General features: G+C 58.2%; 21 protein-coding genes. 16 read left to right on the forward strand and 5 right to left on the reverse strand.

The genetic code is table 11. The features are described from left to right. The first annotated feature begins 78 nt into the window (after positions 1-78). Together AC2FJ6_RS06600 and AC2FJ6_RS06605 are read left to right on the forward strand one after the other, a co-directional pair. Positions 79-819 (forward strand): YebC/PmpR family DNA-binding transcriptional regulator, encoded by a 741-nt coding sequence (locus tag AC2FJ6_RS06600; RefSeq protein ID WP_170769138.1) that lies wholly within the window; start codon positions 79-81, stop codon positions 817-819. A gap of 120 nt (positions 820-939) precedes the next feature. Then, positions 940-2,214: an MFS transporter gene (locus tag AC2FJ6_RS06605; RefSeq protein ID WP_170769139.1), complete on the forward strand. Its 1,275-nt coding sequence runs from the start codon at positions 940-942 to the stop codon at positions 2,212-2,214. A gap of 1 nt (position 2,215) precedes the next feature. Here the strand turns inward: AC2FJ6_RS06605 and AC2FJ6_RS06610 are convergent, their stop codons facing one another. Then, complete coding sequence (locus tag AC2FJ6_RS06610; RefSeq protein ID WP_170769140.1) at positions 2,216-3,100, reverse strand: LysR family transcriptional regulator ArgP; 885 nt, start codon at positions 3,098-3,100, stop codon at positions 2,216-2,218. Positions 3,101-3,187: 87 nt separating this feature from the next. On the opposite strand from AC2FJ6_RS06610, the gene AC2FJ6_RS06615 reads away from it, so the two are divergent. The 6 genes from AC2FJ6_RS06615 to AC2FJ6_RS06640 all read left to right on the forward strand — a co-directional run bounded on the left by AC2FJ6_RS06615 (position 3,188) and on the right by AC2FJ6_RS06640 (position 8,970). Continuing rightward, entirely contained in the window at positions 3,188-3,787 is a 600-nt protein-coding gene (locus AC2FJ6_RS06615) for a LysE/ArgO family amino acid transporter (protein WP_170769141.1), read from the forward strand. A 41-nt stretch (positions 3,788-3,828) separates the two neighbouring features. Continuing rightward, a complete protein-coding gene (locus tag AC2FJ6_RS06620; RefSeq protein WP_170769142.1) occupies positions 3,829-4,737 on the forward strand; it encodes a DMT family transporter in 909 nt (302 codons plus the stop codon). Between the two features lie 90 nt (positions 4,738-4,827). Next, positions 4,828-5,400 (forward strand): choline-binding transcriptional repressor BetI, encoded by a 573-nt coding sequence (gene betI, locus AC2FJ6_RS06625; RefSeq protein ID WP_170769143.1) that lies wholly within the window; start codon positions 4,828-4,830, stop codon positions 5,398-5,400. Beyond that, positions 5,397-6,905 (forward strand): choline-sulfatase, encoded by a 1,509-nt coding sequence (betC, locus tag AC2FJ6_RS06630; protein ID WP_496668691.1) that lies wholly within the window; start codon positions 5,397-5,399, stop codon positions 6,903-6,905. Before betI ends, betC begins: the two co-directional genes overlap by 4 nt. An 88-nt stretch (positions 6,906-6,993) precedes the next feature. Continuing rightward, on the forward strand, positions 6,994-8,652 hold the full coding sequence (gene betA, locus AC2FJ6_RS06635; RefSeq protein ID WP_170769145.1) for a choline dehydrogenase: 1,659 nt from the start codon (positions 6,994-6,996) through the stop codon (positions 8,650-8,652). A gap of 78 nt (positions 8,653-8,730) precedes the next feature. After that, positions 8,731-8,970, forward strand: coding sequence for an HP1242/YdcH family protein (locus AC2FJ6_RS06640; RefSeq protein WP_170769146.1), 240 nt, complete (start codon positions 8,731-8,733; stop codon positions 8,968-8,970). Positions 8,971-9,040: 70 nt separating this feature from the next. Here the strand turns inward: AC2FJ6_RS06640 and AC2FJ6_RS06645 are convergent, their stop codons facing one another. Both AC2FJ6_RS06645 and AC2FJ6_RS06650 read right to left on the reverse strand, forming a co-directional pair. Next, positions 9,041-10,441: a helix-turn-helix domain-containing protein gene (locus tag AC2FJ6_RS06645; RefSeq protein WP_170769147.1), complete on the reverse strand. Its 1,401-nt coding sequence runs from the start codon at positions 10,439-10,441 to the stop codon at positions 9,041-9,043. A 65-nt stretch (positions 10,442-10,506) separates the two neighbouring features. Then, complete coding sequence (locus AC2FJ6_RS06650) at positions 10,507-11,712, reverse strand: multidrug effflux MFS transporter (RefSeq protein ID WP_170769148.1); 1,206 nt, start codon at positions 11,710-11,712, stop codon at positions 10,507-10,509. Between the two features lie 183 nt (positions 11,713-11,895). Here AC2FJ6_RS06650 and AC2FJ6_RS06655 point away from each other — a divergent pair, with 183 nt between their 5' ends. The 3 genes from AC2FJ6_RS06655 (at position 11,896) to AC2FJ6_RS06665 (ending at position 14,516) form a co-directional block, all read left to right on the forward strand. Beyond that, complete coding sequence (locus tag AC2FJ6_RS06655; RefSeq protein WP_170769149.1) at positions 11,896-13,428, forward strand: acyl-CoA carboxylase subunit beta; 1,533 nt, start codon at positions 11,896-11,898, stop codon at positions 13,426-13,428. Positions 13,429-13,666: 238 nt separating this feature from the next. Next, positions 13,667-14,026 carry a DUF6497 family protein gene (locus AC2FJ6_RS06660; protein ID WP_174819314.1) on the forward strand — a complete coding sequence of 120 codons (360 nt, stop codon included), beginning with the start codon at positions 13,667-13,669 and terminating at the stop codon, positions 14,024-14,026. Positions 14,027-14,162: 136 nt separating this feature from the next. Beyond that, the gene (locus tag AC2FJ6_RS06665) at positions 14,163-14,516 is read left to right on the forward strand and encodes a hypothetical protein (RefSeq protein ID WP_170769150.1); all 354 of its coding nucleotides are present in this window, start codon (positions 14,163-14,165) and stop codon (positions 14,514-14,516) included. A gap of 89 nt (positions 14,517-14,605) precedes the next feature. Here AC2FJ6_RS06665 and AC2FJ6_RS06670 read toward each other — a convergent pair whose 3' ends face one another. Further along, on the reverse strand, positions 14,606-15,763 hold the full coding sequence (locus AC2FJ6_RS06670) for a DcaP family trimeric outer membrane transporter (RefSeq protein WP_170769151.1): 1,158 nt from the start codon (positions 15,761-15,763) through the stop codon (positions 14,606-14,608). A 650-nt stretch (positions 15,764-16,413) separates the two neighbouring features. Here AC2FJ6_RS06670 and AC2FJ6_RS06675 point away from each other — a divergent pair. Both AC2FJ6_RS06675 and AC2FJ6_RS06680 read left to right on the forward strand, forming a co-directional pair. Then, positions 16,414-16,617 carry a hypothetical protein gene (locus tag AC2FJ6_RS06675; protein WP_170769152.1) on the forward strand — a complete coding sequence of 68 codons (204 nt, stop codon included), beginning with the start codon at positions 16,414-16,416 and terminating at the stop codon, positions 16,615-16,617. Between the two features lie 114 nt (positions 16,618-16,731). Next, positions 16,732-18,777, forward strand: a complete 2,046-nt coding sequence (locus tag AC2FJ6_RS06680; protein ID WP_496668693.1) for an acetyl-CoA carboxylase biotin carboxylase subunit — start codon at positions 16,732-16,734, stop codon at positions 18,775-18,777. A 76-nt stretch (positions 18,778-18,853) separates the two neighbouring features. On the opposite strand, the gene AC2FJ6_RS06685 is transcribed toward AC2FJ6_RS06680, so the two are convergent. Next, positions 18,854-19,300 carry a DUF4174 domain-containing protein gene (locus tag AC2FJ6_RS06685; RefSeq protein ID WP_170769154.1) on the reverse strand — a complete coding sequence of 149 codons (447 nt, stop codon included), beginning with the start codon at positions 19,298-19,300 and terminating at the stop codon, positions 18,854-18,856. A gap of 168 nt (positions 19,301-19,468) precedes the next feature. Between AC2FJ6_RS06685 and scpA the strand changes: the two genes are divergently transcribed. From scpA to AC2FJ6_RS06700, 3 genes are all read left to right on the forward strand, one after another. Continuing rightward, positions 19,469-21,595: a methylmalonyl-CoA mutase gene (scpA, locus tag AC2FJ6_RS06690; RefSeq protein ID WP_496668695.1), complete on the forward strand. Its 2,127-nt coding sequence runs from the start codon at positions 19,469-19,471 to the stop codon at positions 21,593-21,595. Between the two features lie 70 nt (positions 21,596-21,665). Next, entirely contained in the window at positions 21,666-22,268 is a 603-nt protein-coding gene (locus AC2FJ6_RS06695; RefSeq protein WP_170769156.1) for a VOC family protein, read from the forward strand. Further along, complete coding sequence (locus AC2FJ6_RS06700) at positions 22,265-22,753, forward strand: GNAT family N-acetyltransferase (protein WP_170769157.1); 489 nt, start codon at positions 22,265-22,267, stop codon at positions 22,751-22,753. The genes AC2FJ6_RS06695 and AC2FJ6_RS06700 overlap by 4 nt, the downstream gene beginning before the upstream one ends. Positions 22,754-22,786: the final 33 nt, after the last annotated feature.

A 22,786-nucleotide genomic window follows, 5' to 3' on the forward strand; every position in this document is an offset into this window, starting at 1 on the left:
AAGCCGCTCTCTTGATCCTGCCCCCCGCAAACGTCTATATGAGCGCCGAACACGCAAACATGATGACGAGGACGCACTATGGCAGGCCACTCCAAATGGGCCAACATCCAGCACCGCAAGGGACGTCAGGACGCCGCGCGGTCCAAACTGTTTTCCAAACTGTCGAAAGAGATCACCGTGGCCGCCAAGATGGGCGACCCCGATCCAGACAAGAACCCGCGCCTGCGTCTGGCGGTGAAAGAGGCCAAGTCGAACTCGGTCCCCAAGGACGTGATCGACCGCGCGATCAAGAAATCGGTGGCTGGCGAAGGCGACGAATACGAAGAAATCCGGTACGAGGGCTATGGCCCCAACGGCGTGGCGGTGATCGTCGAGACGATGACCGACAACCGCAACCGGACTGCCTCGACCGTGCGGTCCACGTTCTCGAAGAATGGCGGCAATCTGGGCGAGACCGGCTCGGTCGGGTTCATGTTCGACCGAAAGGGAGAGGTTGTCTATCAGGCGGACGCGGGCGACGCGGACACGGTCTTTGAAGCCGCAATCGAGGCGGGTGCCGAAGATGTCGAAAGCTCGGAAGACGGTCACATCATCTGGTGCGCCGATACCGATCTGAACGACGTATCCAACGCGCTGGAAGAGGCCTTGGGCGAGTCCGAATCCACCAAGCTGGTGTGGAAACCCACGACCACGACCGAGCTGGGTCTGGAAGATATGCAAAAGCTGATGAAGCTGGTCGATGCGCTGGAAGATGATGACGATGTGCAGCGCGTAACGACCAATTTCGAAGCGACGGATGAGGTCATGGCTCAGCTGTGATCCTGTCGTTAATCGATCAGGAAAACCCGGCCTCTGGCCGGGTTTTTTTATGCGCCTTTTCAGTGTGCTTGGCGGAACACGTTAAACTCGGTAAGCTGTTCGCAAAACAGCAATGAGAGCATGACGGACAGTCCCCCGATCTCTGCAAAACGAAACCTGCCTGTGTTGACCGGGCAAAGCATCCTGTCGCAAATCGCCTGGACGCTAGGCAGCCCCTCCATCGTGCTGCCGTTTCTTGCTGTTTCGCTGGAATTGCCGATGTTCATAGCAGGCGCGCTGGTCTCGGTTCGCATGGTGGGCAGCGTGATCGCGGATGTGTTCCTGGCTCGTTCGATTTCGGCCCACGACCGCAAGAAACGTGGCATTGCGCTGACCGAGGTCGCGGTTGGCCTCTGCCTTCTGATCGCATTGGGGGTTGCGACGACGGGTTATGTGCCACTGATCGCGGCGGCGTTTGTCCTTGTTTTCTTCATCATCGGGTTGGTCGATGAGACGCAGATGCTGATGTATACGGATTTATTGGGCGATCACGTTCAATCCAAATCCCGCATGATCATGCGCTACCTGCAACTAGGGGTCGGAGGGCTTGGCGCCATCGGTCTGGCGCTTTTGGTGCATGAGATCGTCAAAGAAAACCCGCCTTTCTCGCGCCATTCAGCAATCATCTTCGTGTCCGTGGGCTTTTTTATCCTGTCGGGCCTGGCCATTCTGGCGATGTTCGAAGGCGCGCGCAGTGGTGAAAGCACCCGCGATACCGCGCCTGAGGCGAAACGCAAGTTCATCACCTATTTCACCGACATCATCGCGATGTTCAACGAGGCGTGGTTCCGGCGTTACATGATCATGCGCTTGCCTCTGGTCGCGGCCACGCTTTCAGTGCCCTTTTTCGCCCTGATCGCGGCTGAGGCGCACCATGCCTCGGCCAAGGGTCTGACGGCCATGATCGTTTCCTCGGCGTCTGGCTATCTGGTTTCCGCGCCGTTGTGGCAGGTGGTGAACATGAAATCCCACCGGGCAGTCATGGTGACGGGGAACCTGATGGTCGCCATCACGGGGACGGTGCTTTTGGTCTTTCATTTCTTGCACTTGGATCATGATGTTCATCTGCACGCCATCGCGTTGTTCATCGTGACAGTGGCCGTGACCGGTATCAGCAGCGCACGAAAACTGTATTATCTGGACGTGGCCCCCAAGGATCAGCGCGTCAAGGGCGCGGCAGCGATCAAAAGCGTCAGCCGCCTAGTCGCAGTCATCCTTTCCGCCGCGCTTGCCGCGGTGGCGCATATGCACGAGGTCGCCTGGGCCATTGCCTTTATCGTTGTGGTGGCCGTTTTTGCGGCCTTTGCCTGCTATCGTCTTGTTTTGCCGATGCCGGAAAGCTCGGCTTCAGCCTGACCTATAGCGGCCGCAACGTGCGGCTTGCACTGCGTTTCACGGCTTGGGTCAACGGTTGCAGGGCCGGGGCCAGAATGCGCCCGACCTGCCATGTCAGTGGCACGTCAAACGGGGCATCGGGTTTTAGAACAGTCAGTCGGCCATCCTCCAGCGCTGATTTCGCCAGATTTTCCGGGTTCATACCCCATCCCAATCCGGCAATGGCCGCATCGACAAAGCCATGCGACGACGCGAGAAAATGCGAGGGCGGTGAGATGCGTCGCCCGAATTCCTGAGCGATCCAAGCCTTTTGCAAGCCGTCCTTGCGGTTAAAGGTCAGGCAAGGGGCACGGCCAAGACTGACGGTATCGACGCTGTTTGAGAACCACTTTTGCATAAAGGCAGGGCTGGCCGTCGCGAGATATCGAAACGACCCCAAAGCAAAGGCATCGCATCCCGCTACAGGTTGCCCGCCAATGGTGACAGCGGCGCTGACCTCGCCCCGGCGCAACCAGTCGGCGGAATGGTCTTGATCGTCCAGTACAAGGTCGAACAACAACCCATCCACCTGCGCCATGGCTTGAATGAACCATGTCGCCAGAACATCGGCGGGTACAGCGATGCGCACGCGGGTCAGCGGAGCCTCTCGGTCCAGCGTCAGTTCACGCGCCAGTTGGGCTTCAAGCAGCCCGATATCCTCGGCATGTTGCGCAATGCGCAGCCCGGCCGGAGTGGCCGTGCACGGGGTACCGCGCAGGATCAAGGCGGCGCCAACCCGATCCTCCAGCGCTTTGATCCGCTGGGAAATGGCCGAAGGCGTGACTGACAGTTCGGACGCGGCGGCTTCAAAGCTGCCGTGACGCAGAATGGCGGACAAAGCCGACAGGTGGTTGGGATCGAGCAGCATTAGCCTGACTTAATCAAGATCAACATCTTTAATTTGATAGGGCGGCAGGATCGTCGTAGTCAACGGGGCATCACGTAAGGAGGTCCCATGTCCACATCCCTGATCGCCGGTTTTGCGCTTGGCTTCAGCCTGATCCTTGCCATCGGGGCCCAAAATGCCTTTGTCCTGCGACAGGGGCTGCGGCGCGAGCATGTGTTTCCCCTGTGTCTGACCTGCGCCGTCTCGGACGCGATTCTGATTGCGGCGGGCGTGGCCGGGTTCGGAACGCTGGCGCAGGCGGTTCCGTGGTTCGAGACCGCGATGCGCTATGGTGGGGCGATTTTCCTGACATGGTACGGGTTACGCAGCCTGCGATCCGCGTGGAATGGCGGCGCGGTGATGGAGGTTCAGGGTGGTCAGCGTGCCAGTCTTCAGTCGGTTCTGCTGACGGTGTTGGCCTTTACGTGGTTAAATCCGCATGTCTATCTGGATACGGTGGTTCTGATTGGGTCGATCTCGGCGCAATATGAAGATCGTCTGGCCTTTGCCGTCGGAGCGATGACTGCCAGCTTTGTCTTCTTCTTTTCGCTGGGCTACGGGGCAGGGGTCTTGTCCCCGATTTTTGCGCGGCCCCGGGCTTGGCAGGTGCTGGATACGATTATTGGTGTCGTGATGCTGTCAATTGCGGTCAAGATTGTCTCACTCTGAGGGTCTTGCCCTAGGGCGGTATTCGGTGTTGAACCGTTAACATGACAACCCTCACCGCGCCCTCCCGGCCTGTCGCCGGCATGTTCTGGATGTTCTCGGCCGGGATATCCTTCGTGGCCATGACGGCGCTGGTAAAGTCGCTGGGGTCGAGCATGGACCCGATACAGGCCGCGTTCTTTCGGTTTGTCTTCGGTCTGGTCTTCTTGCTGCCTGCCCTGCGGCTGATCGTGTCCACGCCGCTGACGCGCAAGCATCTGACCCTGTTCGGCATACGTGGGATCGTCCATGCGGTGTCGGTGATGCTCTGGTTTTACGCGATGACCCAGATCCCCTTGGCCGAGGTTACGGCGATGAATTACATGACCCCGGTCTATGTGACGCTTGGTGCGGCGCTGTTTCTGGGAGAGCCGTTGGCGTTTCGGCGTATCGCGGCCATTGGCGTGGCCCTGATCGGGGTTGCGATCATCCTCAGGCCCGGCTTTCGAGAGGTTTCACCGGGCCATGTCGCCATGTTGATGACCTCGCTGACTCTGGGGGCGTCGTATCTGCTGGCTAAGCGGTTGGTGCGGGATCTGCCCCCCTCGGTCGTGGTGGCGCATATGTCGATCTGGGTGACCATCGCGCTGATTCCCTTTGCGATTGCGGTCTGGACGCCGCCCAGTTGGTACGATCTGGGCATCCTGTTCCTGATCGCCAGCTTCGCCACGCTGGGGCACTATTTGATGACGCTGGCCTTGCAGGCAGCCCCTGTGGCCGTCACACAACCGGTGACCTTCCTGCAGCTGATCTGGGCGACGCTTATGGGGGCGTTGGTCTTTCATGAAAGCGTCGACTTTTGGGTTGTCGCCGGTGGCACACTGATTCTGGCCGCCGTCAGTTTCATCGCCTGGCGCGAGGCGGTTTTGAACCGCAGCAGCCTGACCACGCCCAGCATTGCCCCCAAGCTCTAGTCGATTTCCAGGTGGCAGAGGTGTTATTGATTGACGAGTCAATAAAAACACCCTAGCGTTTTTCCATCCTGCGCAGTGAAAGGGGGAGAGATGCCAAAACTCGGAATGGAGCCGATCCGTCGGGATGCGATCGTCAAGGCGACGATTGCCGAGCTTGGCGCAAAGAAATCCCTCGACGTCACTGTGAGTCAGATTGCCAAGCGAGCCGGTATGTCCAGCGCACTGGCGCATCATTATTTCGGGGGCAAGGATCAGATTTTCCTGGCGGCCATGCGCCGTATCCTGTCCGACTTCGGGGCTGAGGCCCGACAAGAGCTGAGCTCCGCCGCACCTGATGAACGCCCGCAGGCGATTATCCGGTCCTGCTTTGCGCCCTCGTGCTTTACGCCCGATGTGATCGCTGCATGGATGACCTTTTATGTGCTGGCACAAACCAACGAGGAGGCCCTGCGCCTTTGGAAAATATACCAGGCGCGCATCCGTTCTAATCTGATCCACGCGCTGCGCCCATTACTGTCGGACCCTGTCGAGGTCGCGGATGACATGGTGGCGCTGATTGACGGCCTTTATATCCACGCCGCTCTGAACGCCCCGGAGGAACCGGAACTGGCAGTTAACCACGCAATGCGCGTGCTCGACACGTTTCTTGAGGCTGAAAAATGATACAACCCAACATTCTGATCCTGATGGTGGATCAGTTGAACGGGACCCTTTTTCCGGATGGTCCCGCAGATTGGCTGCATGCACCGAACCTGAAAAAACTGGCCGCCCGGTCCACGCGGTTTGCCAATGCCTACACAGCCTCACCTTTGTGTGCGCCTGGCCGGGCCAGTTTCATGTCCGGGCAGTTGCCTTCGCGCACCGGCGTCTATGACAACGCGGCCGAGTTCCGCAGCGACATCCCTACCTATGCGCACCACTTGCGCCGGGCTGGGTACTATACCTGCTTGTCAGGCAAGATGCATTTCGTCGGCCCCGATCAATTGCACGGGTTCGAGGACCGCTTGACCACTGACATCTACCCCGCAGATTTCGGCTGGACGCCCGATTATCGCAAACCGGGCGAGCGGATCGACTGGTGGTATCACAACATGGGTTCGGTGACGGGTGCTGGCGTGGCCGAGATTTCCAACCAGATGGAATATGACGACGAGGTCGCATATAACGCCAAGGCCAAGCTCTATGATCTGGCGCGCGGCAAGGACGATCGCCCATGGTGCGTGACCGTCAGCTTTACCCACCCGCATGATCCCTACGTGGCGCGTCGGAAATATTGGGATCTGTACGAGGATTGCGAGCATCTGCTGCCCGAAGTTTCGGACCTTGGCTATGACAATCAGGACGCGCATTCCAAACGGATTTTCGACGCGAATGACTGGCGTAGCTTTGACATCTCTGAGGACGATATCCGCAAGTCCCGCCGGGCCTATTTCGCCAATATCTCGTATCTGGACGATAAGATCGGCGAAATCCTCGAAGTGTTGGAAACCACGCGGCAAGAGGCAACGATCCTGTTTGTCTCGGACCACGGCGACATGCTGGGTGAGCGGGGCCTGTGGTTCAAGATGACCTTCTTCGAGGGCTCGTCGCGGGTGCCGCTGATGATCTCTTCGCCCGATTTACCAGCGGGTCGAATTGAGACGCCGGTCTCGACCATCGACGTCACGCCGACGCTTGGCGCGCTTGCAGGTGTCGACATGGCCGAAATCGCACCATGGACCGATGGCGAAGACCTCGTGCCGCTGGCTAAAGGCGCCGAGCGGACTGCGCCCGTGGCGATGGAATATGCGGCCGAGGCGTCATACGCGCCGCTGGTTTCGCTGCGGTATGGCAAGTGGAAATACAACCGTTGCGCGTTGGACCTCGACCAGTTGTTCGACCTTGAGGCCGATCCGCATGAGTTGGAAAATCTCGCCGAAAAACCTGAACATGCAGGCACCTTGCAAACCCTGCGTGCCAAGTCCGAGGCGCGTTGGGATCTAAACCGGTTCGACGAAGATGTACGTGCCAGTCAAGCCCGCAGATGGGTGGTGTATGAGGCGCTGCGGCAGGGGGGGTACTACCCTTGGGATTATCAGCCCCTGCAAAAGGCATCCGAGCGTTACATGCGCAACCACATGGACCTGAATGTCGTCGAGGAAAGCCAACGCTTTCCCCGCGGAGAATAACAGACTGATTTAGTAATACCCCCTTCGGTTCGGCCAAGGTTTTTCGATGGAAAATCTTGGTGCACCGGTGGGAAACGGAGACCCGAAAATGGAAGCAGATTTCGTCATCGTCGGCGCAGGTTCCGCAGGCTGCGCGATGGCATACCGGCTAAGCGAGGCAGGGGCCTCGGTTCTGGTGATCGAGCATGGCGGAACGGATGCTGGACCGTTCATCCAGATGCCGGCTGCGCTGAGCTATCCGATGAATATGTCGCGCTACGACTGGGGCTATCAGTCCGAGCCTGAGCCGCATTTGAACAATCGTCGTTTGGCCTGTCCGCGCGGCAAGGTGATCGGAGGGTCTTCCTCGATCAACGGCATGGTCTATGTGCGAGGCCACGCGCGGGACTTTGATACCTGGGCCGAGATGGGGGCGGATGGATGGTCCTATGCGGATGTGCTGCCCTATTACAAACGGATGGAATCCTGGCACGATGGCGGACACGGTGGTGACACTGCGTGGCGCGGCACAGATGGTCCACTGCATGTGTCACGGGGGCCTCGGGAAAATCCGCTGTTCAAAGCTTTTGTCGATGCTGGGCAACAGGCGGGCTACGAGATCACAGGTGACTACAACGGCGAAAAGCAGGAAGGCTTTGGCCCGATGGAACAGACTGTCTGGAAAGGACGGCGCTGGTCGGCGGCGAATGCGTATCTGAGGCCCGCGCTCAAGCGTGAGAATTGCGATATCGTGCGGGGGCTTGCCGCGCGCGTTGTCATCGAAGACGGGCGTGCGATTGGTGTTGAGTTGATCAGTGGCGGCAAGACCGAGATCATCCGTGCGCGGCGTGAAGTGGTTTTAGCCGCGTCGTCAATCAACTCACCCAAGTTGTTGATGCTGTCTGGGATTGGCCCGGCGGCGCATTTAGCAGAACATGGGATCGAAGTGGTTGCGGACCGGCCCGGCGTTGGCGCGAACCTGCAGGATCATCTGGAACTGTATATCCAGCAGGCGTCCTTGCAACCGATCACGCTGTACAAACATTGGAACCTAATCAGTAAGGGATTGATCGGGGCGCAGTGGCTGTTCACGAAAACCGGGCTGGGGGCGTCGAACCAGTTTGAAAGCGCGGCTTTCATCCGATCAAAGCCAGGTGTCGAATATCCGGATATTCAGTACCATTTCCTGCCGATTGCTGTCCGTTATGACGGGCAGGCGGCGGCCGAGGGACATGGGTTTCAGGCGCATGTGGGGCCGATGCGGTCTCCGTCACGCGGGGCTGTGACTCTGCGGTCGAATAGGGCCGAAGATGCACCGGTGATCCGCTTTAACTATATGAGCCACGAGGAAGACTGGGACGATTTTCGCACCTGTATCCGCCTGACCCGTGAGATTTTCGGTCAGGAGGCGTTCAAACCGTTTGCAGGTAAGGAAATCCAGCCGGGGGTCGATGTGCAGAGCGACGAGGAATTGAATGGCTTCATCGCCGAACATGCCGAAAGCGCCTATCACCCGTGTGGTACCTGTCGGATGGGGCGGGCGGAGGACAAACACGCTGTCGTGGACCCTGAAGGGCGCGTGATTGGTGTGGGCGGGTTGCGCGTCGCCGACAGCTCGATCTTTCCGCAGATTACCAATGGCAACCTCAATGCACCTTCGATCATGGTGGGCGAGAAGATGTCGGACCATCTGCTGGGGAAAGACGCCTTGCCCAAGGCCAATGATCGCCCGTGGATACATCCGCAATGGGCTACCGCGCAACGGTGATTTGATCCGCGTCAAAGCGGGTTGTGGAAGACATCTATAGACTTGACTCGCAACGATATATTCTAGGAGCGAACAGGAATGTCCCACACCCCGCATGAACTGGCCGAAGAATTTCCGGACAAAGTTGAATTGATGAGCCAGCTCAAGCAATCAGACGCGCATTTTGCGCGGTTGGCGGATGAGTATCATGAAATCAACCGTGTTGTTCATCGCGCTGAAACCAATGTCGAGCCGATGGAAGATCTGGCTGAGGGCGAGCTGCGCAAGAAGCGTGCGGCGCTGAAGGACGAGATCTGGTCGATCTTATCCAAGGGTTGAACATCGGGGGCGGGGGCTCTGCCCCCGTCGCCTTCGGCGACTCCCCCGAGGTATTCTGAACAGAAGAAGGTCAGGTCACTTCGTAGGGGAGGGTGCCGCGTGTGTGCGCGTCAATCGTGAGGCGTCTTTCCAGAGGCGGGACTGAGCGTTGGTGGCAGTTTTGCCGCTCGCAGATTCGGCACGAGATGCCGATAGGCTCGTAAGCGCTGGCATTGTTGATATCGAGATTGTCGGCGTAGACCAACGCTTCAGCGTGACGGATTTCGCAACCCAAAGCGATGGCATAACGACGTACGGGGGCCCCGAATGAGCCGCCGGATTTCGAGACATCCCGCGCCAGCGAGATATATTGAACCCCGTCTGGTGTCTCCGCCAGTTGGCGCAGGAAATGGCCCGGTGTTTCGAACGCGCGGTGGACGTTCCACAGGGGGCAGGCGCCTCCGAACCGGGCAAATTGCAGCCGCGTCGCAGAATGGCGCTTGGTGATGGTGCCCGCTTGATCGACGCGGACAAAGAAGAAAGGGATACCTTTGGCACCGGGCCGCTGCATGGTAGACAATCGGTGCGCTACCTGTTCAATCGACGCCCCAAACCGGTTGCTGAGCAGCTCGAGATCGTGACGACAGTCCTGCGCCGCCTCCAAAAATGTGCCATAGGGCATTAGCGACGCACCCGCGAAATAGTTCGCCAGACCGATTTTCGCGATTGCGCGGGCCTCTTCCGTCTGGAACTTGGCGAAGTCCAGTGTGGCCTCGAGCAGCTTGTTTTGCTGAATCAGCGCTACTTGCAGCAAGAGTTGGAAAACCTGCGTTTGCGGCGCAATGCGGGAGGACAGCAGAAGCGTTTTGCTGTCAGCGTCATATTTGCGCGTTTCTTCGATATCGGAAAACTGAACGCGTATGTCACGCTCGGCCAAGCTGTTGATCGCGGCGGCACGCACGCCGCCAGTGTCTTGTGCGCGGGTTGCGAATCGCTCGGCCGCGCGGTCGACAGCGTCGATATAGTTGTCGCAATAATGGAAGAAATCCCGAACCTCCTCCCAGGGGCTGGCTTGAATCTGCGCGTCTTCGCGCCCCAGCGCTTCGTCCAGTGAGGCCAGCCGTTCATGCGTTTGGCGGTAGGTTTGATGCAATGCGATGAAGGCGCGGGCCAATGCCGGTGCGTTTGAGGCCGCCAGCCGCAGATCGGCAAGAGGTGGCGTGGCATCATCAAAGACGGGGTCGGCCAGGGCCTCGCGCATATCCGACACCAACCGTTCGCTGTCACCAGTGCTAAGCTCGGTCACGTCCATGCCGAATTCCTGCGCTAAGGCCAGAACCACGGTGGTGGAAATCGGACGGTTGTTGTTCTCCATCTGGTTCAAATAGGGCAGGGAAACCCCAAGTTTGGCAGCGAATTCTTTTTGCGTCAGGGTCAGGCGCGTGCGCATTTCGCGCAGTTTCGCACCGGCATAGAGTTTCTGGGTCGCCATGGCGGGCCTTTGCAACTTTTCTGTTGCGGCAAGCTAACTTTGCAAAAATAACTGTGCAAGTACCGCTATAGACCCAGCCGTCTTTCCCGCCGAATTACCGAGACTATCGCGCCTACGGCAAGCAGAGCGGTAATCAGCATCAGCCAAAGCAACGGCATCGCTCCTGTTTCATGGGTTAGCAGGAACCCGGCCAGTGCACTCAGACCAGCTCCGCCTGCCAGCATGATGGCACCGCTTAGACCCGCCGCCGTTGCCGCCAGATGCGGGCGCACCGACAGGGCGCCGGATGTTGCATTGGGAATTGTCATGCCATTTCCGATGCCCACAATCGTCATCAAGCCGAAAAAGCTGAGCGGTGTCCCAAGTCCAATCAGGAACAACAGTGCGGAAATCAGCACGCCGCACGCGTTCAGAATGCAGCCGCGCAGGACCATCCGGTTCACACCGAATTTGACGGAAAACCGTCCGCTGATGAAGTTCCCGGCAAAATAGCCCAGAGCGGGTGCACCGAAATAAACGCCGACCTCGGCTGCGGACATGCCGAAGATCTCGGTTCCGATGAAAGGTGCGCCGCCGAGATAGGCAAAAAATGCGCCGGATGACAGGGCGGACGACATCGAATAGCCCCAGAAGCGGGGCGAGGTGAGGAGTTCGGGGTATTCGCGGAACTGTTGCAGCAGCGTCTTGCCGCTTTTGGCCGAGGTTTCACCGAAATCCTTGAAACACAGGATCAGTGTCAGAGTGCCTAATACGAAAGGCAGCCAGAAATTTGCCTTCCAGCCGAAGGATTCCTCCAACAGCCCTCCGATTGCCGGGGCGATCATCGGAACGACGGCCATGCCCATGGTTACATAGCCGATCATCGACGCCGCCTGATCCTGATCATACAGGTCTCTCACAGCTGCCCGGCTGAGGACCATACCTACGACAATAATCGCCTGCGACATGCGAAAAGCCAGAAAGACCTCGGCATTAGGCGCGTAGATGCAGCCAAGTGTTACGATCAGGAACAGGGCCATGCCCCACAGCAAAACGGGTCTGCGACCGGCCTTGTCCGCAATCGGGCCTATGAGAATCTGCAAGATCGCACTGACCATCAGGTACAGCGCGATGGACAACTGCATAACCCTGTAGTCGGTTTGGAAATGCACGGCCATGTTGGGCAGGCTGGGCAAATAAAGATTCAGGCTGAGCGCCGACAGGCCCGATAAAAGTACCAGCGTGGCGATAGACGGAGGCGAACGCCGTGCGGGAGGTGGTCCGAACTGCATGGTTCAATGGTATAATCTGGGATTTCGGGAATGCCACCTACCATTTGACATGAGTATGTAACTTTTCAATTTTGCATTATTCTTTAGCTGTGTAGTCAAAACTTTGCAAATTTGCCGAAAGTTGCTTTGGAATGGCGCTTTGTCCGTATAGTGTCCCGCCAAATTACATAGGGGATTATCGTCATGAAAGACATCCTGACCGAGCTTGAAGACCGCCGCAACAATGCCCGCTTGGGGGGTGGTCAAAAGCGGATCGACGCGCAGCATGGGCGCGGTAAGCTGACGGCGCGCGAGCGCATAGAGCTGCTGCTCGACGAAGACAGCTTTGAAGAGTTCGACATGTTTGTCAGTCATCGCTGCACCGATTTCGGGATGGAAAACCAAAAGCCTGCGGGCGATGGGGTGGTCACCGGTTGGGGCACGATCAATGGTCGTATGGTCTATGTGTTCAGCCAGGATTTTACCGTGTTTGGCGGGTCTTTGTCTGAAACCCATGCGCAGAAGATCTGCAAGATCATGGATATGGCGATTCAAAACGGTGCACCGGTGATCGGGATCAACGACTCGGGTGGGGCGCGTATTCAGGAAGGTGTCGCCTCGTTGGCGGGTTATGCCGAGGTGTTCCAGCGCAATGTTTTGGCTTCGGGTGTGGTGCCGCAGATCAGTGTCATCATGGGTCCGTGCGCGGGCGGCGCAGTGTACAGCCCGGCGATGACCGACTTCATCTTTATGGTCAAAGACACGTCCTACATGTTCGTAACTGGCCCTGACGTGGTGAAGACTGTCACCAATGAGGTCGTTACCGCCGAAGAACTGGGCGGCGCATCGACCCACACCAAGAAATCCTCGGTCGCTGATGGAGCATTTGAAAACGACGTTGAGGCGCTGGCCGAAGTGCGCCGTCTGGTCGATTTCCTGCCGCTCAACAACCAGGAGAAACCTCCGGTCCGCCCGTTCTTTGATGAACCCGACCGGATCGAGACCTCGCTGGATACCTTGATCCCGGACAATCCGAACACGCCTTACGACATGAAGGAACTGATCACCAAGGTGGCGGATGAGGGCGACTTCTACGAAATTCAGGAAGACTACGCCAAAAACATCATCACCGGTTTCATTCGCCTCGAAGGGCAGACCGTAGGTGTAGTCGCCAACCAGCCGATGGTTCTGGCCGGGTGTCTGGACATCGACAGCTCGCGCAAGGCGGCGCGGTTCGTGCGGTTCTGCGATTGCTTTGAAATTCCGATCCTGACACTGGTCGATGTTCCGGGCTTCTTGCCGGGTACCAGCCAGGAATATGGTGGCGTGATTAAGCACGGTGCTAAGCTGTTGTTTGCCTATGGCGAGGCCACCGTTCCAAAAGTCACGGTGATTACCCGCAAAGCCTATGGCGGGGCCTATGACGTTATGGCATCCAAACACCTGCGCGGCGACTTCAACTATGCTTGGCCCACAGCCGAGATCGCGGTGATGGGTGCCAAGGGCGCGACCGAGATCATTCACCGCGCCGATCTGGGTGATGCCGAGAAAATCGCGCAACACACGCAGGATTACGAAGATCGTTTCGCCAATCCCTTTGTCGCAGCCGAGCGGGGCTTCATCGACGAGGTGATCATGCCGCAATCGACGCGACGTCGTGTTTCGCGCGCCTTCGCAAGCCTGCGGAACAAGAAGCTTAAGAACCCATGGAAAAAGCACGACAATATCCCTCTGTAACAGAGGGCTGGTTTCGGTATGCGCGATGAATCGCCGAAATTCACGCGCTGCCGGCCAATGTCACATAACTTTTACAATTGGCCAAGTTTGACTCTGAGTGCAAAGCTGATACATGGATACCCTTATCAGAAATAGAAAAGCGCGGGCCAAAAGCCATGCGCGCGCAATCCCGGAGAGAGGAGCTCACCTTTGGTGGGTCCGGGATTGCGCCTTAACTCTGATTTTCCTAAATATTTCTTTGCCTGCGGTTGCTGAAACGCCCCCTCAGCTGCCCGTGCCGTCCGGTCAACCCGTTCATCTGACTCAAGTTCTGTTGGATGAAAATCCGGGCGAACTGTGGCTGCGCTTTCGCTTTGTGGCGCCCAAGATCGGATCAGATGTTGGTCGTATTGGGTATGACGTCGCCTCGGTGGACATGCAACATCTGTGCCAAACGCTGGCTGTCGCCTATGTCGCCGAATACGATTTGAATCCTGCGCGCGTGGTGATTTCGCTGTCGGACCGGCCGACCGAGTTTGGGCAGACCGAGCCCGATGCCACGCAGTTTTTCGAAGCCTACCGGTTGGAGCAATCGCAGTGTATCTGGGAGGGGCTCTGACCATGAATGCTGATTTTCAGACGGACAGAGCGTTTCTGACCAGCCATGCAGCTTTGGAGGCGTGCGATATGACCTCGTCCATCAACGGATGTGATTTTCTTTTCCCGGAAGGCACTAATGCCAGCGGGGTGGCGATATGCTGAAGCATCGCGGATTTCCGGGGCGCCTTGCCGGAACAGATTTTCAATTCACCATTCGCCGCGCCAACCCCAAGGGGGTAACGCCCCTGACCCGGCGCGAGCGCTTTCGGGATCGTAAACCAGCCGACCGGCGCGCCGATGCGGGTTTTATGGAGGCGCTATGGCAGCACTTCGGGGATCAACCATTTGAGCGTGGCAATCTGGATGCCGGCCGCCTGAGCTGGTTGTTCGAACGCGAGGTCGTTCCGGCCGAGGACCCGTTTGATCCTGCCAGCTATGATGCGCTTTTGGTGATTGATCTGGATGTGGCCAAGATGTCCTTTCCCGACATCTTTGACGGACTGCGCTAAGCGTGCTTGCTGAGGTCGCATATCCTTCACGGGTGTTTCCCAATGGGAAAACCCTGCCCCGCAGTGGGGGGCAGGGTCGTGATATGCGATCAGAAGTTCAACTGCGCCGCAACCTGAACGCGGCTACCGTCAAAGTCCTCACCCGAGATTACGTCGTTCCGCTCGCCGTAGATGTATTCAGCGCTCAGAGTCAGAGTCTCGGTTGCCTGATAGAAAGCATTGACGTGGATCGTCTCCAGTTCGGTGAAGGCCAGATCGCCAGTCGAGGTGGCAAGGTCATAGTCTTCGTAACCGTAGGCGATACCAACATTCCACTTGTCGTTGACTTGCTGACGCAGTTCAACGGTGAAACCGTCGACATCGTTGGCTTCACCGCCAACGACCGGATCACCCAAGCCGATCAGCCACGGACCCAGCGCCTGACCAGTCACGTAGTTGACCTGGAACAGACCGCCTTCCCACAAACGAGCAGAACCAGACAGGGTCACGCCCCACTGGTCGACTTCGTTGAGGCCGCCGCCGTCTTGCGCGCGACCGTAAAGGCCGGCAATGCGTCCGATGTATTTGCCGTCATTGTATTCAGCCGACGCGGTGAAGACCGGATCATCAGAGTTCGATCCGCCGACGTTTTCTTCGATTGCGAAAGCGATATCGGTGTTTTCGACCGAGGTGACAGTATAACGGATCTGCGGAACACGTGCAAAGGCGATACCGACGGGACCGTTAAATTCGACCGAGGTCGGATAGGTGTCCAGCGGCTGGAAGTTGGTCCAGAACTGGCCAATCAACCATGCGTCACCAATGCGGATGTTGGCGTGACGCAGGCGCAGTTCAGCAGCACCGCCGCCTGCAAACAGGTCAAGTTCCAACTGCCCGCCAATGTCTCCAATGGCGCTGGGCGTGCTGGTCAGCAGTCCAATCCGCGACTGGCGAACAGTCGCACCAAAAGTGCCGCTGGTTGCCGTCGAAGGTTCACCGATGACGTTCACGAAAGCGGTGTCGCCTTGATCAAAGTCGAAGTCATAAAAGAAGTCGGCTTTGACATAGCCGTAGACGTCCAGCGTCGTATTCCCGATCCTGAATTCACCGGGGGTCGCGTTCGGTCCCTGAGATTCCAAGGCTTCGATCCGAAGGCGCAGTTCCTCCAGTTCGGCCTGCGTATTCGCATCCTGGGCATAAGCAAGCGTGCCGGTCACACTGAGCGCAGTGGCAGCGAGCAGAGATGCCGTTTTTCTCTTTGTAATCATTTGGATGTTTCCTTGTGTGCGAGTGTGCACGCGCAACCTTCCACGGCAGCGAAATTCTTGGAAATCACGAGATCGGGACTGCAGAGCGTAAATTTCTCAAGAAAAAGTGCTCCGAAAAACGCTCGATTTCACACGCGTGTGAAGCCTGTATTTAAAACGTGGAATACAAGGGATTTTGACGTTCACATTGCGGTGGCGAAAAGTGATGCTGCACTTGCAAAGTGTCTCATTTCGATAGTAAACCGTAACGAATTTGTGACGCTTTTGGGCCCAGTTCCTCATGAAGGCGTGAGAATCGGTATAGGCGCTTATTTGCGCGGCGTTTTCGGGAATGGGCAGATTCCAGCCGGAAACCGTGTGCCTCGTGGATCGCAGTTTTCACGTGCAACTTCACCGTGCATGTTAAGCGGGCCGTGCGGCTCTACTTTGCCTGCGTCGCACATGCACCTACTATTCCGTACCCCTTCCTACCGCGGGCAGGCTTGTGAGTTACACAAAACCCTGCCCGCGTTTTTCTTTGTCCATGAATCGGTTCTAGGACGGCAAAAAGCTGCGCATATTCTGCAATTTCCCCTGGTGTTATTGAATATCACTCCTCAAATCCGACATCAGCGTTCGAATGCAGTAAAAATTCTGAAGGGGCAGACATCATGCAATTCTCGAAACTGGCACTGGCGCTGGCCGTCTGCGGGGGCCTGTCGGCCTGCGGCGACAACTTTGGCGAACAGGCGCTGTTCGGCGGCGGCGCGGGGGCGCTGGGTGCCGCCGTTCTCAACGCGGACCCCATCGTGGGCGCAGCCGTCGGGGCCGCTGGCAACGTATTGTATTGCAAAACGCAAAACAACTGTAGGTAAAGAAATCAACGGGGCGCGTGTCGCCTCGACCGTCATCGCGCGAAACGCCGTCGTGGGGTCTATGCCCCGCGGCGGCGTTTTGCGTTTCTCAAACATCAAGACAAAGGACGTTCCATGTTCAACAAGATCCTGATCGCCAACCGGGGCGAGATCGCATGTCGGGTCATCAAGACCGCGCGCAAAATGGGAATTGGCACCGTCGCCATCTACTCGGACGCGGACCGCAACGCGCTTCATGTGTCGATGGCGGATGAGGCCGTGCATATCGGCCCGCCCCCCGCGAACCAGTCCTATATCGTGATTGACAAGGTGATGGACGCTATCCGCCAAAGCGGCGCGCAGGCTGTGCATCCCGGTTACGGCTTCCTGTCTGAAAACGCCAAGTTCGCCGAGGCGCTTGAGGCCGAGGGCGTAGCCTTTGTCGGCCCTCCGGTCGGTGCGATTGAAAGTATGGGTGACAAGATCACCTCGAAGAAGATCGCGCAGGACGCGGGCGTGTCGACTGTACCCGGCTATATGGGCCTGATCGAGGACGCCGATGAGGCCGTGAAGATTTCCAACGACATCGGCTATCCGGTGATGATCAAGGCCAGCGCTGGAGGTGGTGGCAAGGGGATGCGTATCGCGTGGAATGATGAAGAAGCGCGCGAGGGGTTTCAATCGTCCAAGAACGAGGCTGCGAATTCCTTTGGCGATGACCGGATTTTCATCGAGAAATTCGTGACCCAGCCGCGCCATATCGAGATTCAGGTTCTGTGCGACAGCCACGGCAACGGTATCTATCTGGGCGAACGTGAATGCTCGATCCAACGCCGGAACCAGAAGGTTGTGGAAGAAGCTCCGTCGCCGTTCCTTGACCCGGAAACGCGTAAGGCGATGGGTGAACAAGCTGTCGCGCTGGCCAAGGCCGTGAACTATGCCAGCGCCGGAACCGTCGAGTTCATCGTGGATGGGGAAAAGAACTTCTACTTCTTGGAGATGAACACCCGCCTTCAGGTGGAACACCCTGTGACCGAGTTGATCACCGGCGTCGATCTGGTCGAACAGATGATCCGCGTGGCCGCAGGTGAAAAGCTGTCGATTACCCAAGATGACGTGACCCTGACCGGCTGGGCGATTGAAAACCGCCTTTATGCCGAGGACCCATATCGTGGGTTCCTGCCGTCGATTGGCCGTCTGACCCGCTATCGCCCACCACAGGAAACTGCGGCTGGTCCGATGTTGGTGAATGGTAAGTGGCAAGGCGACGCGCCTGAAGGACCCGCCGCTGTCCGCAACGATACCGGCGTCTATGAAGGTGGCGAGATCAGCATGTATTACGACCCGATGATCGCCAAACTGTGCACCTGGGCCCCGACTCGTGATCAAGCGATCGAGGCGATGCGTGTGGCGCTCGACAGTTTCGAGGTCGAGGGCATTGGTCACAACCTGCCATTCCTGTCAGCGGTGATGGATCATCCCAAATTCATCAGTGGCGACATGACCACCGCTTTCATCGCCGAAGAATATCCCGACGGTTTTGAAGGCGTCACCCTGCCAGAAAAAGACCTGCGCCGTATCGCAGCGTCTTGCGCGGCCATGTACCGTGTCACTGAAATTCGTCGCACCCGCGTCTCGGGCCGTATGGACAACCACGAGCGCAAGGTCGGCGCGCATTGGAATGTTGCGCTGCAGGGTCAGGAGTTCGACGTCAGGATCGAAGCGGATAAAGAGGGCGCGACGGTTGCCTTCTCGGACGGCACGAGCCTGCGGATTGCCTCGGATTGGACACCGGGCGACCAACTGGCTGTTTTGGATGTCGACGGAGAGTCGCTGGTCATGAAGGTCGGCAAAATTTCGGGTGGGTTCCGTATCCGCAACCGGGGTGCAGACCTGAAGGTGCATATCCGCCGTCCGCGTCAGGCGGAACTGGCCAAGTTGATGCCCGAGAAACTGCCGCCAGATACTTCGAAAATGCTGCTCTGCCCGATGCCCGGCCTGATCGTGAAGATCGACGTCGAAGTGGGGCAAGAAGTACAGGAAGGTCAGGCGCTGTGCACCGTCGAGGCGATGAAGATGGAAAACATTCTGCGCGCCGAGAAAAAAGGCGTGGTCGCCAAGATCAACGCGGGCCCTGGTGACAGCCTTGCCGTGGACGATGTGATCATCGAGTTCGAATGATCATGAGCGTGCTATTGTCATATCCCTATGACGTCCCGGCGTTCTGCGCCGGGAACTTGGGGCGTGGCGAAGGCGCTCAACCGCCCTCGCGCCGTTCGCGAATCTCGCGTTCGCGCAGGGGGGTTTTGTCGATGGATCGGCCAATCTCACGCACGCTCCAAGGGGACGGTTTGCGCAGTTTTACCACGCCGTCCTTGTCGACAAACACCATCTGGAATCCGCGCGGGCGCAATTGCGAGCGGATCGGGGAGCGGTCAGACGGGTCCGTGTCGGTGATGACAATCACATCGCGATCACGCATCGCGGCTTCGCCTTCGACCAGCATGTCGATCTGTTGCTGGAATCGCGGATCGGCGGGGGTATCGGCAAAGACGATGATGGGCCGGTTGACCCACAGAAACTCGGACAGTTCGCTGTCGCCTGCGGGTCGAACAAACTCATCTTCCGCAGGTGCGGACCCATCGGCCGCCATCGCAGCCAGCGGGATTAGTGCCGAGAAAACAAGGGCAAGCGTGCGTGTCATGGGGCCTCCTGTTCCATTGAATATAGCTGCTGCTTTGACGAATGCGACCGGCGATTTGCCCGGATCGCTCAAAATTTCGCGCTTTGACCGGGTTGGCGGGGCAGGGTGCAGCACAACACCGCGGTGGCCTCAGCCCGCCGTGATCCGAATTGACGAGAGGAAATCGACATGACCAACACCAAGGACTGGCAGGCGCTGGCGGAAAAAGAGCTGCGCGGACGGCCGTTGGATGATCTGACCAAAGAGACGCTGGAAGGCATCGACGTCAAACCGCTTTACACGGCTGAAGATACCGCAGATCTGCCGCATATGGGCAATTTGCCGGGGTTCGGCCCGTTCACGCGCGGGGTGAAGGCCACGATGTATGCGGGGCGCCCCTGGACGATCCGCCAATATGCCGGGTTTTCGACGGCTGAGGAATCGAACGCCTTTTACCGCCGCAATCTGGCCGCCGGGCAGCAGGGCGTGTCTGTGGCCTTCGATCTGGCCACGCACCGCGGCTATGACAGCGACCACCCGCGTGTTGTCGGCGATGTGGGTAAGGCCGGTGTAGCAATCGATTCTGTCGAGGACATGAAAATCCTGTTCGATGGCATCCCGTTGGACAAGGTCTCGGTCTCGATGACCATGAACGGCGCTGTGGTTCCGATTCTGGCCAGTTTCATCGTGGCAGGCGAAGAGCAGGGGCATGACAAATCCGTCCTGTCCGGCACCATTCAGAATGACATTCTGAAAGAGTTCATGGTGCGCAACACCTATATCTACCCGCCTGAGCCGTCGATGAAGATCATCTCGGATATCATCGACTACACCTCGAACGAGATGCCCAAGTTCAACTCGATTTCGATCTCTGGCTACCACATGCAGGAGGCCGGCGCGAACTTGGTGCAAGAGCTGGCCTATACGCTGGCCGATGGGCGCGAGTATGTGCGTGCGGCGACGCAAGCCGGGATGGATGTCGACAAGTTCGCAGGCCGTTTGTCGTTCTTCTTTGCGATTGGTATGAACTTCTTCATGGAGATCGCAAAACTGCGCGCTGCCCGCACCCTGTGGCACCGCGTGATGACCGATTTCGGGGCGAAATCAGAGCGGTCCAAGATGTTGCGCACTCACTGTCAGACCTCTGGCGTTTCGCTGCAGGAACAAGACCCATACAACAACGTGATCCGCACAGCCTATGAGGCGATGAGCGCGGTTCTGGGTGGAACGCAAAGCTTGCACACCAACGCGCTGGACGAGGCAATCGCGTTGCCCACTGATTTCTCAGCCCGCATCGCGCGCAACACACAGTTGGTGCTGCAGGAAGAGACCGGTGTAACCGATGTGGTCGATCCTCTGGCGGGCTCATATTACATAGAAAGCCTGACCAATGAGCTGGTCGAAAAAGCCTGGGCCCTGATGGAAGAGGTCGAAGAGATGGGCGGCATGACCAAGGCTGTTGCCTCGGGCATGCCCAAGCTGCGGATCGAGGAAAGCGCCGCGCGCCGTCAGGCGATGATCGACCGGGGCGAAGAGGTCATCGTCGGCGTCAACAAGTACCGCAAGGAGCAGGAAGACCCGATCGACATTCTGGACGTTGACAACGTCGCTGTGCGCGAAGCGCAGGTGGCGCGTTTGGAAAATATCCGCGCCACGCGCGATGAGGCCGCGTGCCAACAGGCGCTGGACGCCCTGACCAAAGCTGCCCAAGAGGGCGGAAACCTGCTGGCCGCCGCCGTTGAGGCCGCCCGCGCCCGTGCATCCGTAGGAGAGATCAGTATGGCTATGGAGAAAGAATTCGGTCGCCACCGCGCCGAGGTGAAAACGCTGGCCGGTGTCTATGGCGCGGCCTATGAAGGTGATGAAGGCTTCGCCGCCATTCAAAAATCCATCGAAGATTTTGCCGAGGCCGAAGGCCGCCGCCCGCGTTTGCTGGTGGTCAAGATGGGGCAGGACGGGCACGACCGGGGTGCCAAAGTGATCGCAACCGCCTTTGCCGATATCGGGTTTGACGTGGACGTGGGCCCTCTGTTCCAGACGCCGGCCGAAGCTGCGCAGGACGCGGTGGACAATGACGTTCATGTGGTCGGTATCTCGTCGCAGGCCGCCGGGCACAAGACGCTGGCCCCGCAACTGATCGAGGAACTGAAGAAAGCCGGGGCCGAGGACATCATCGTTATTTGTGGCGGCGTGATCCCGCAGCAGGACTATCAATTCCTCTATGACAACGGTGTTAAGGCGATCTTTGGTCCGGGCACGAATATCCCCGAGGCGGCGCAAGACATCTTGAGTCTGATCGGCGAGACCCGTGCGTAGACTGAGATTTTTCGTCGAAAAATCTTATGCTAGAAAGTCTTCGATGAAGACTTTCTAGCAGGGGGCACCTATGCAACTGGATCATCTGGCCGTGGCGGGCGAGAATTTGGAAGAGGCCACGGCCCATATTGAACAGGCGCTTGGCGTCGCCTTGCAGGAAGGTGGCAAACACGAGGCGTTTGGAACGCATAACCGGCTACTAGGCTTGGCCGAAGGGCTGTATCTGGAAGCAATCGCTGTCGATCCCGATGCTCCCAACCTTGAACGTACACGTTGGTTCGATCTGGACCGGTTTCAGGGAACCCCGCGCCTGTCCAATTGGATTTGCCGCGTCCCCAGTATCGGAGCGGCACTGGATATGTTCCCCGATGGTGTCGGGCAACCCATTGATCTGGCCCGAGGCGCCCTGCGGTGGCAGATGGCAGTTCCGCCCAGCGGGCGTTTGCCGTTCGACAACCTGTTTCCTGCGCTTATCCAGTGGCAGGGAGACCTGCACCCAGCCCGGATGTTGCAACATAGTGGTTGTCAGCTGAGGCGGTTGGTGGTCATGCATCCCGAAGGGTTGGAACTGGCAAAACTGGTGGGCCAAATGGATCGCGTGGTGTTTGATACCGGCCCCGCCGCGCTGAAGGCCGAGTTTAAGACGCCGCATGGCCTGCGCGTGCTGGAATGATCATTCGCCCTGCGCAGGTTTTGGACGCCGCGGCCATAGCTGACATCACTAATGCGATCATCCGAGACACTTTGATCACCTTCACAACGGATCAAAGGAACGTCGAGAGCATCACAGAAGATATCTCCGGGCGTGGCCCCGCTTTCTTGGTGGCCGAGCAACACGACAAGGTGCTGGGTTTTGCCACTTACGCTCCGTTTCGGTCTGGTCCCGGATACGCGCAGTGCCGCGAGCATTCCATTCAACTGACCTCTGCCGCGCGCGGGCAGGGTGTCGGGCGCGCGCTGATGAATGCTTTGGAAAAAGTAGCAAGAACCCAACAGGTGCATGTTCTGGTCGCGGGGATTTCCTCGGCCAATCCTGGTGCGATGGCGTTCCATACGGCGATGGGGTTCGCCGAGACCGGTCGGATGCCCGAGGTGGGCTTCAAATGGGGAAAACGGCTGGATCTTGTGCTGATGCAGAAAATTCTGACACCGCAGTGATTGGTCGCACCTGACACGGGCGAATTCAGAGGG

It is taken from the genome of Ruegeria sp. CDSA089, assembly GCF_059612205.1.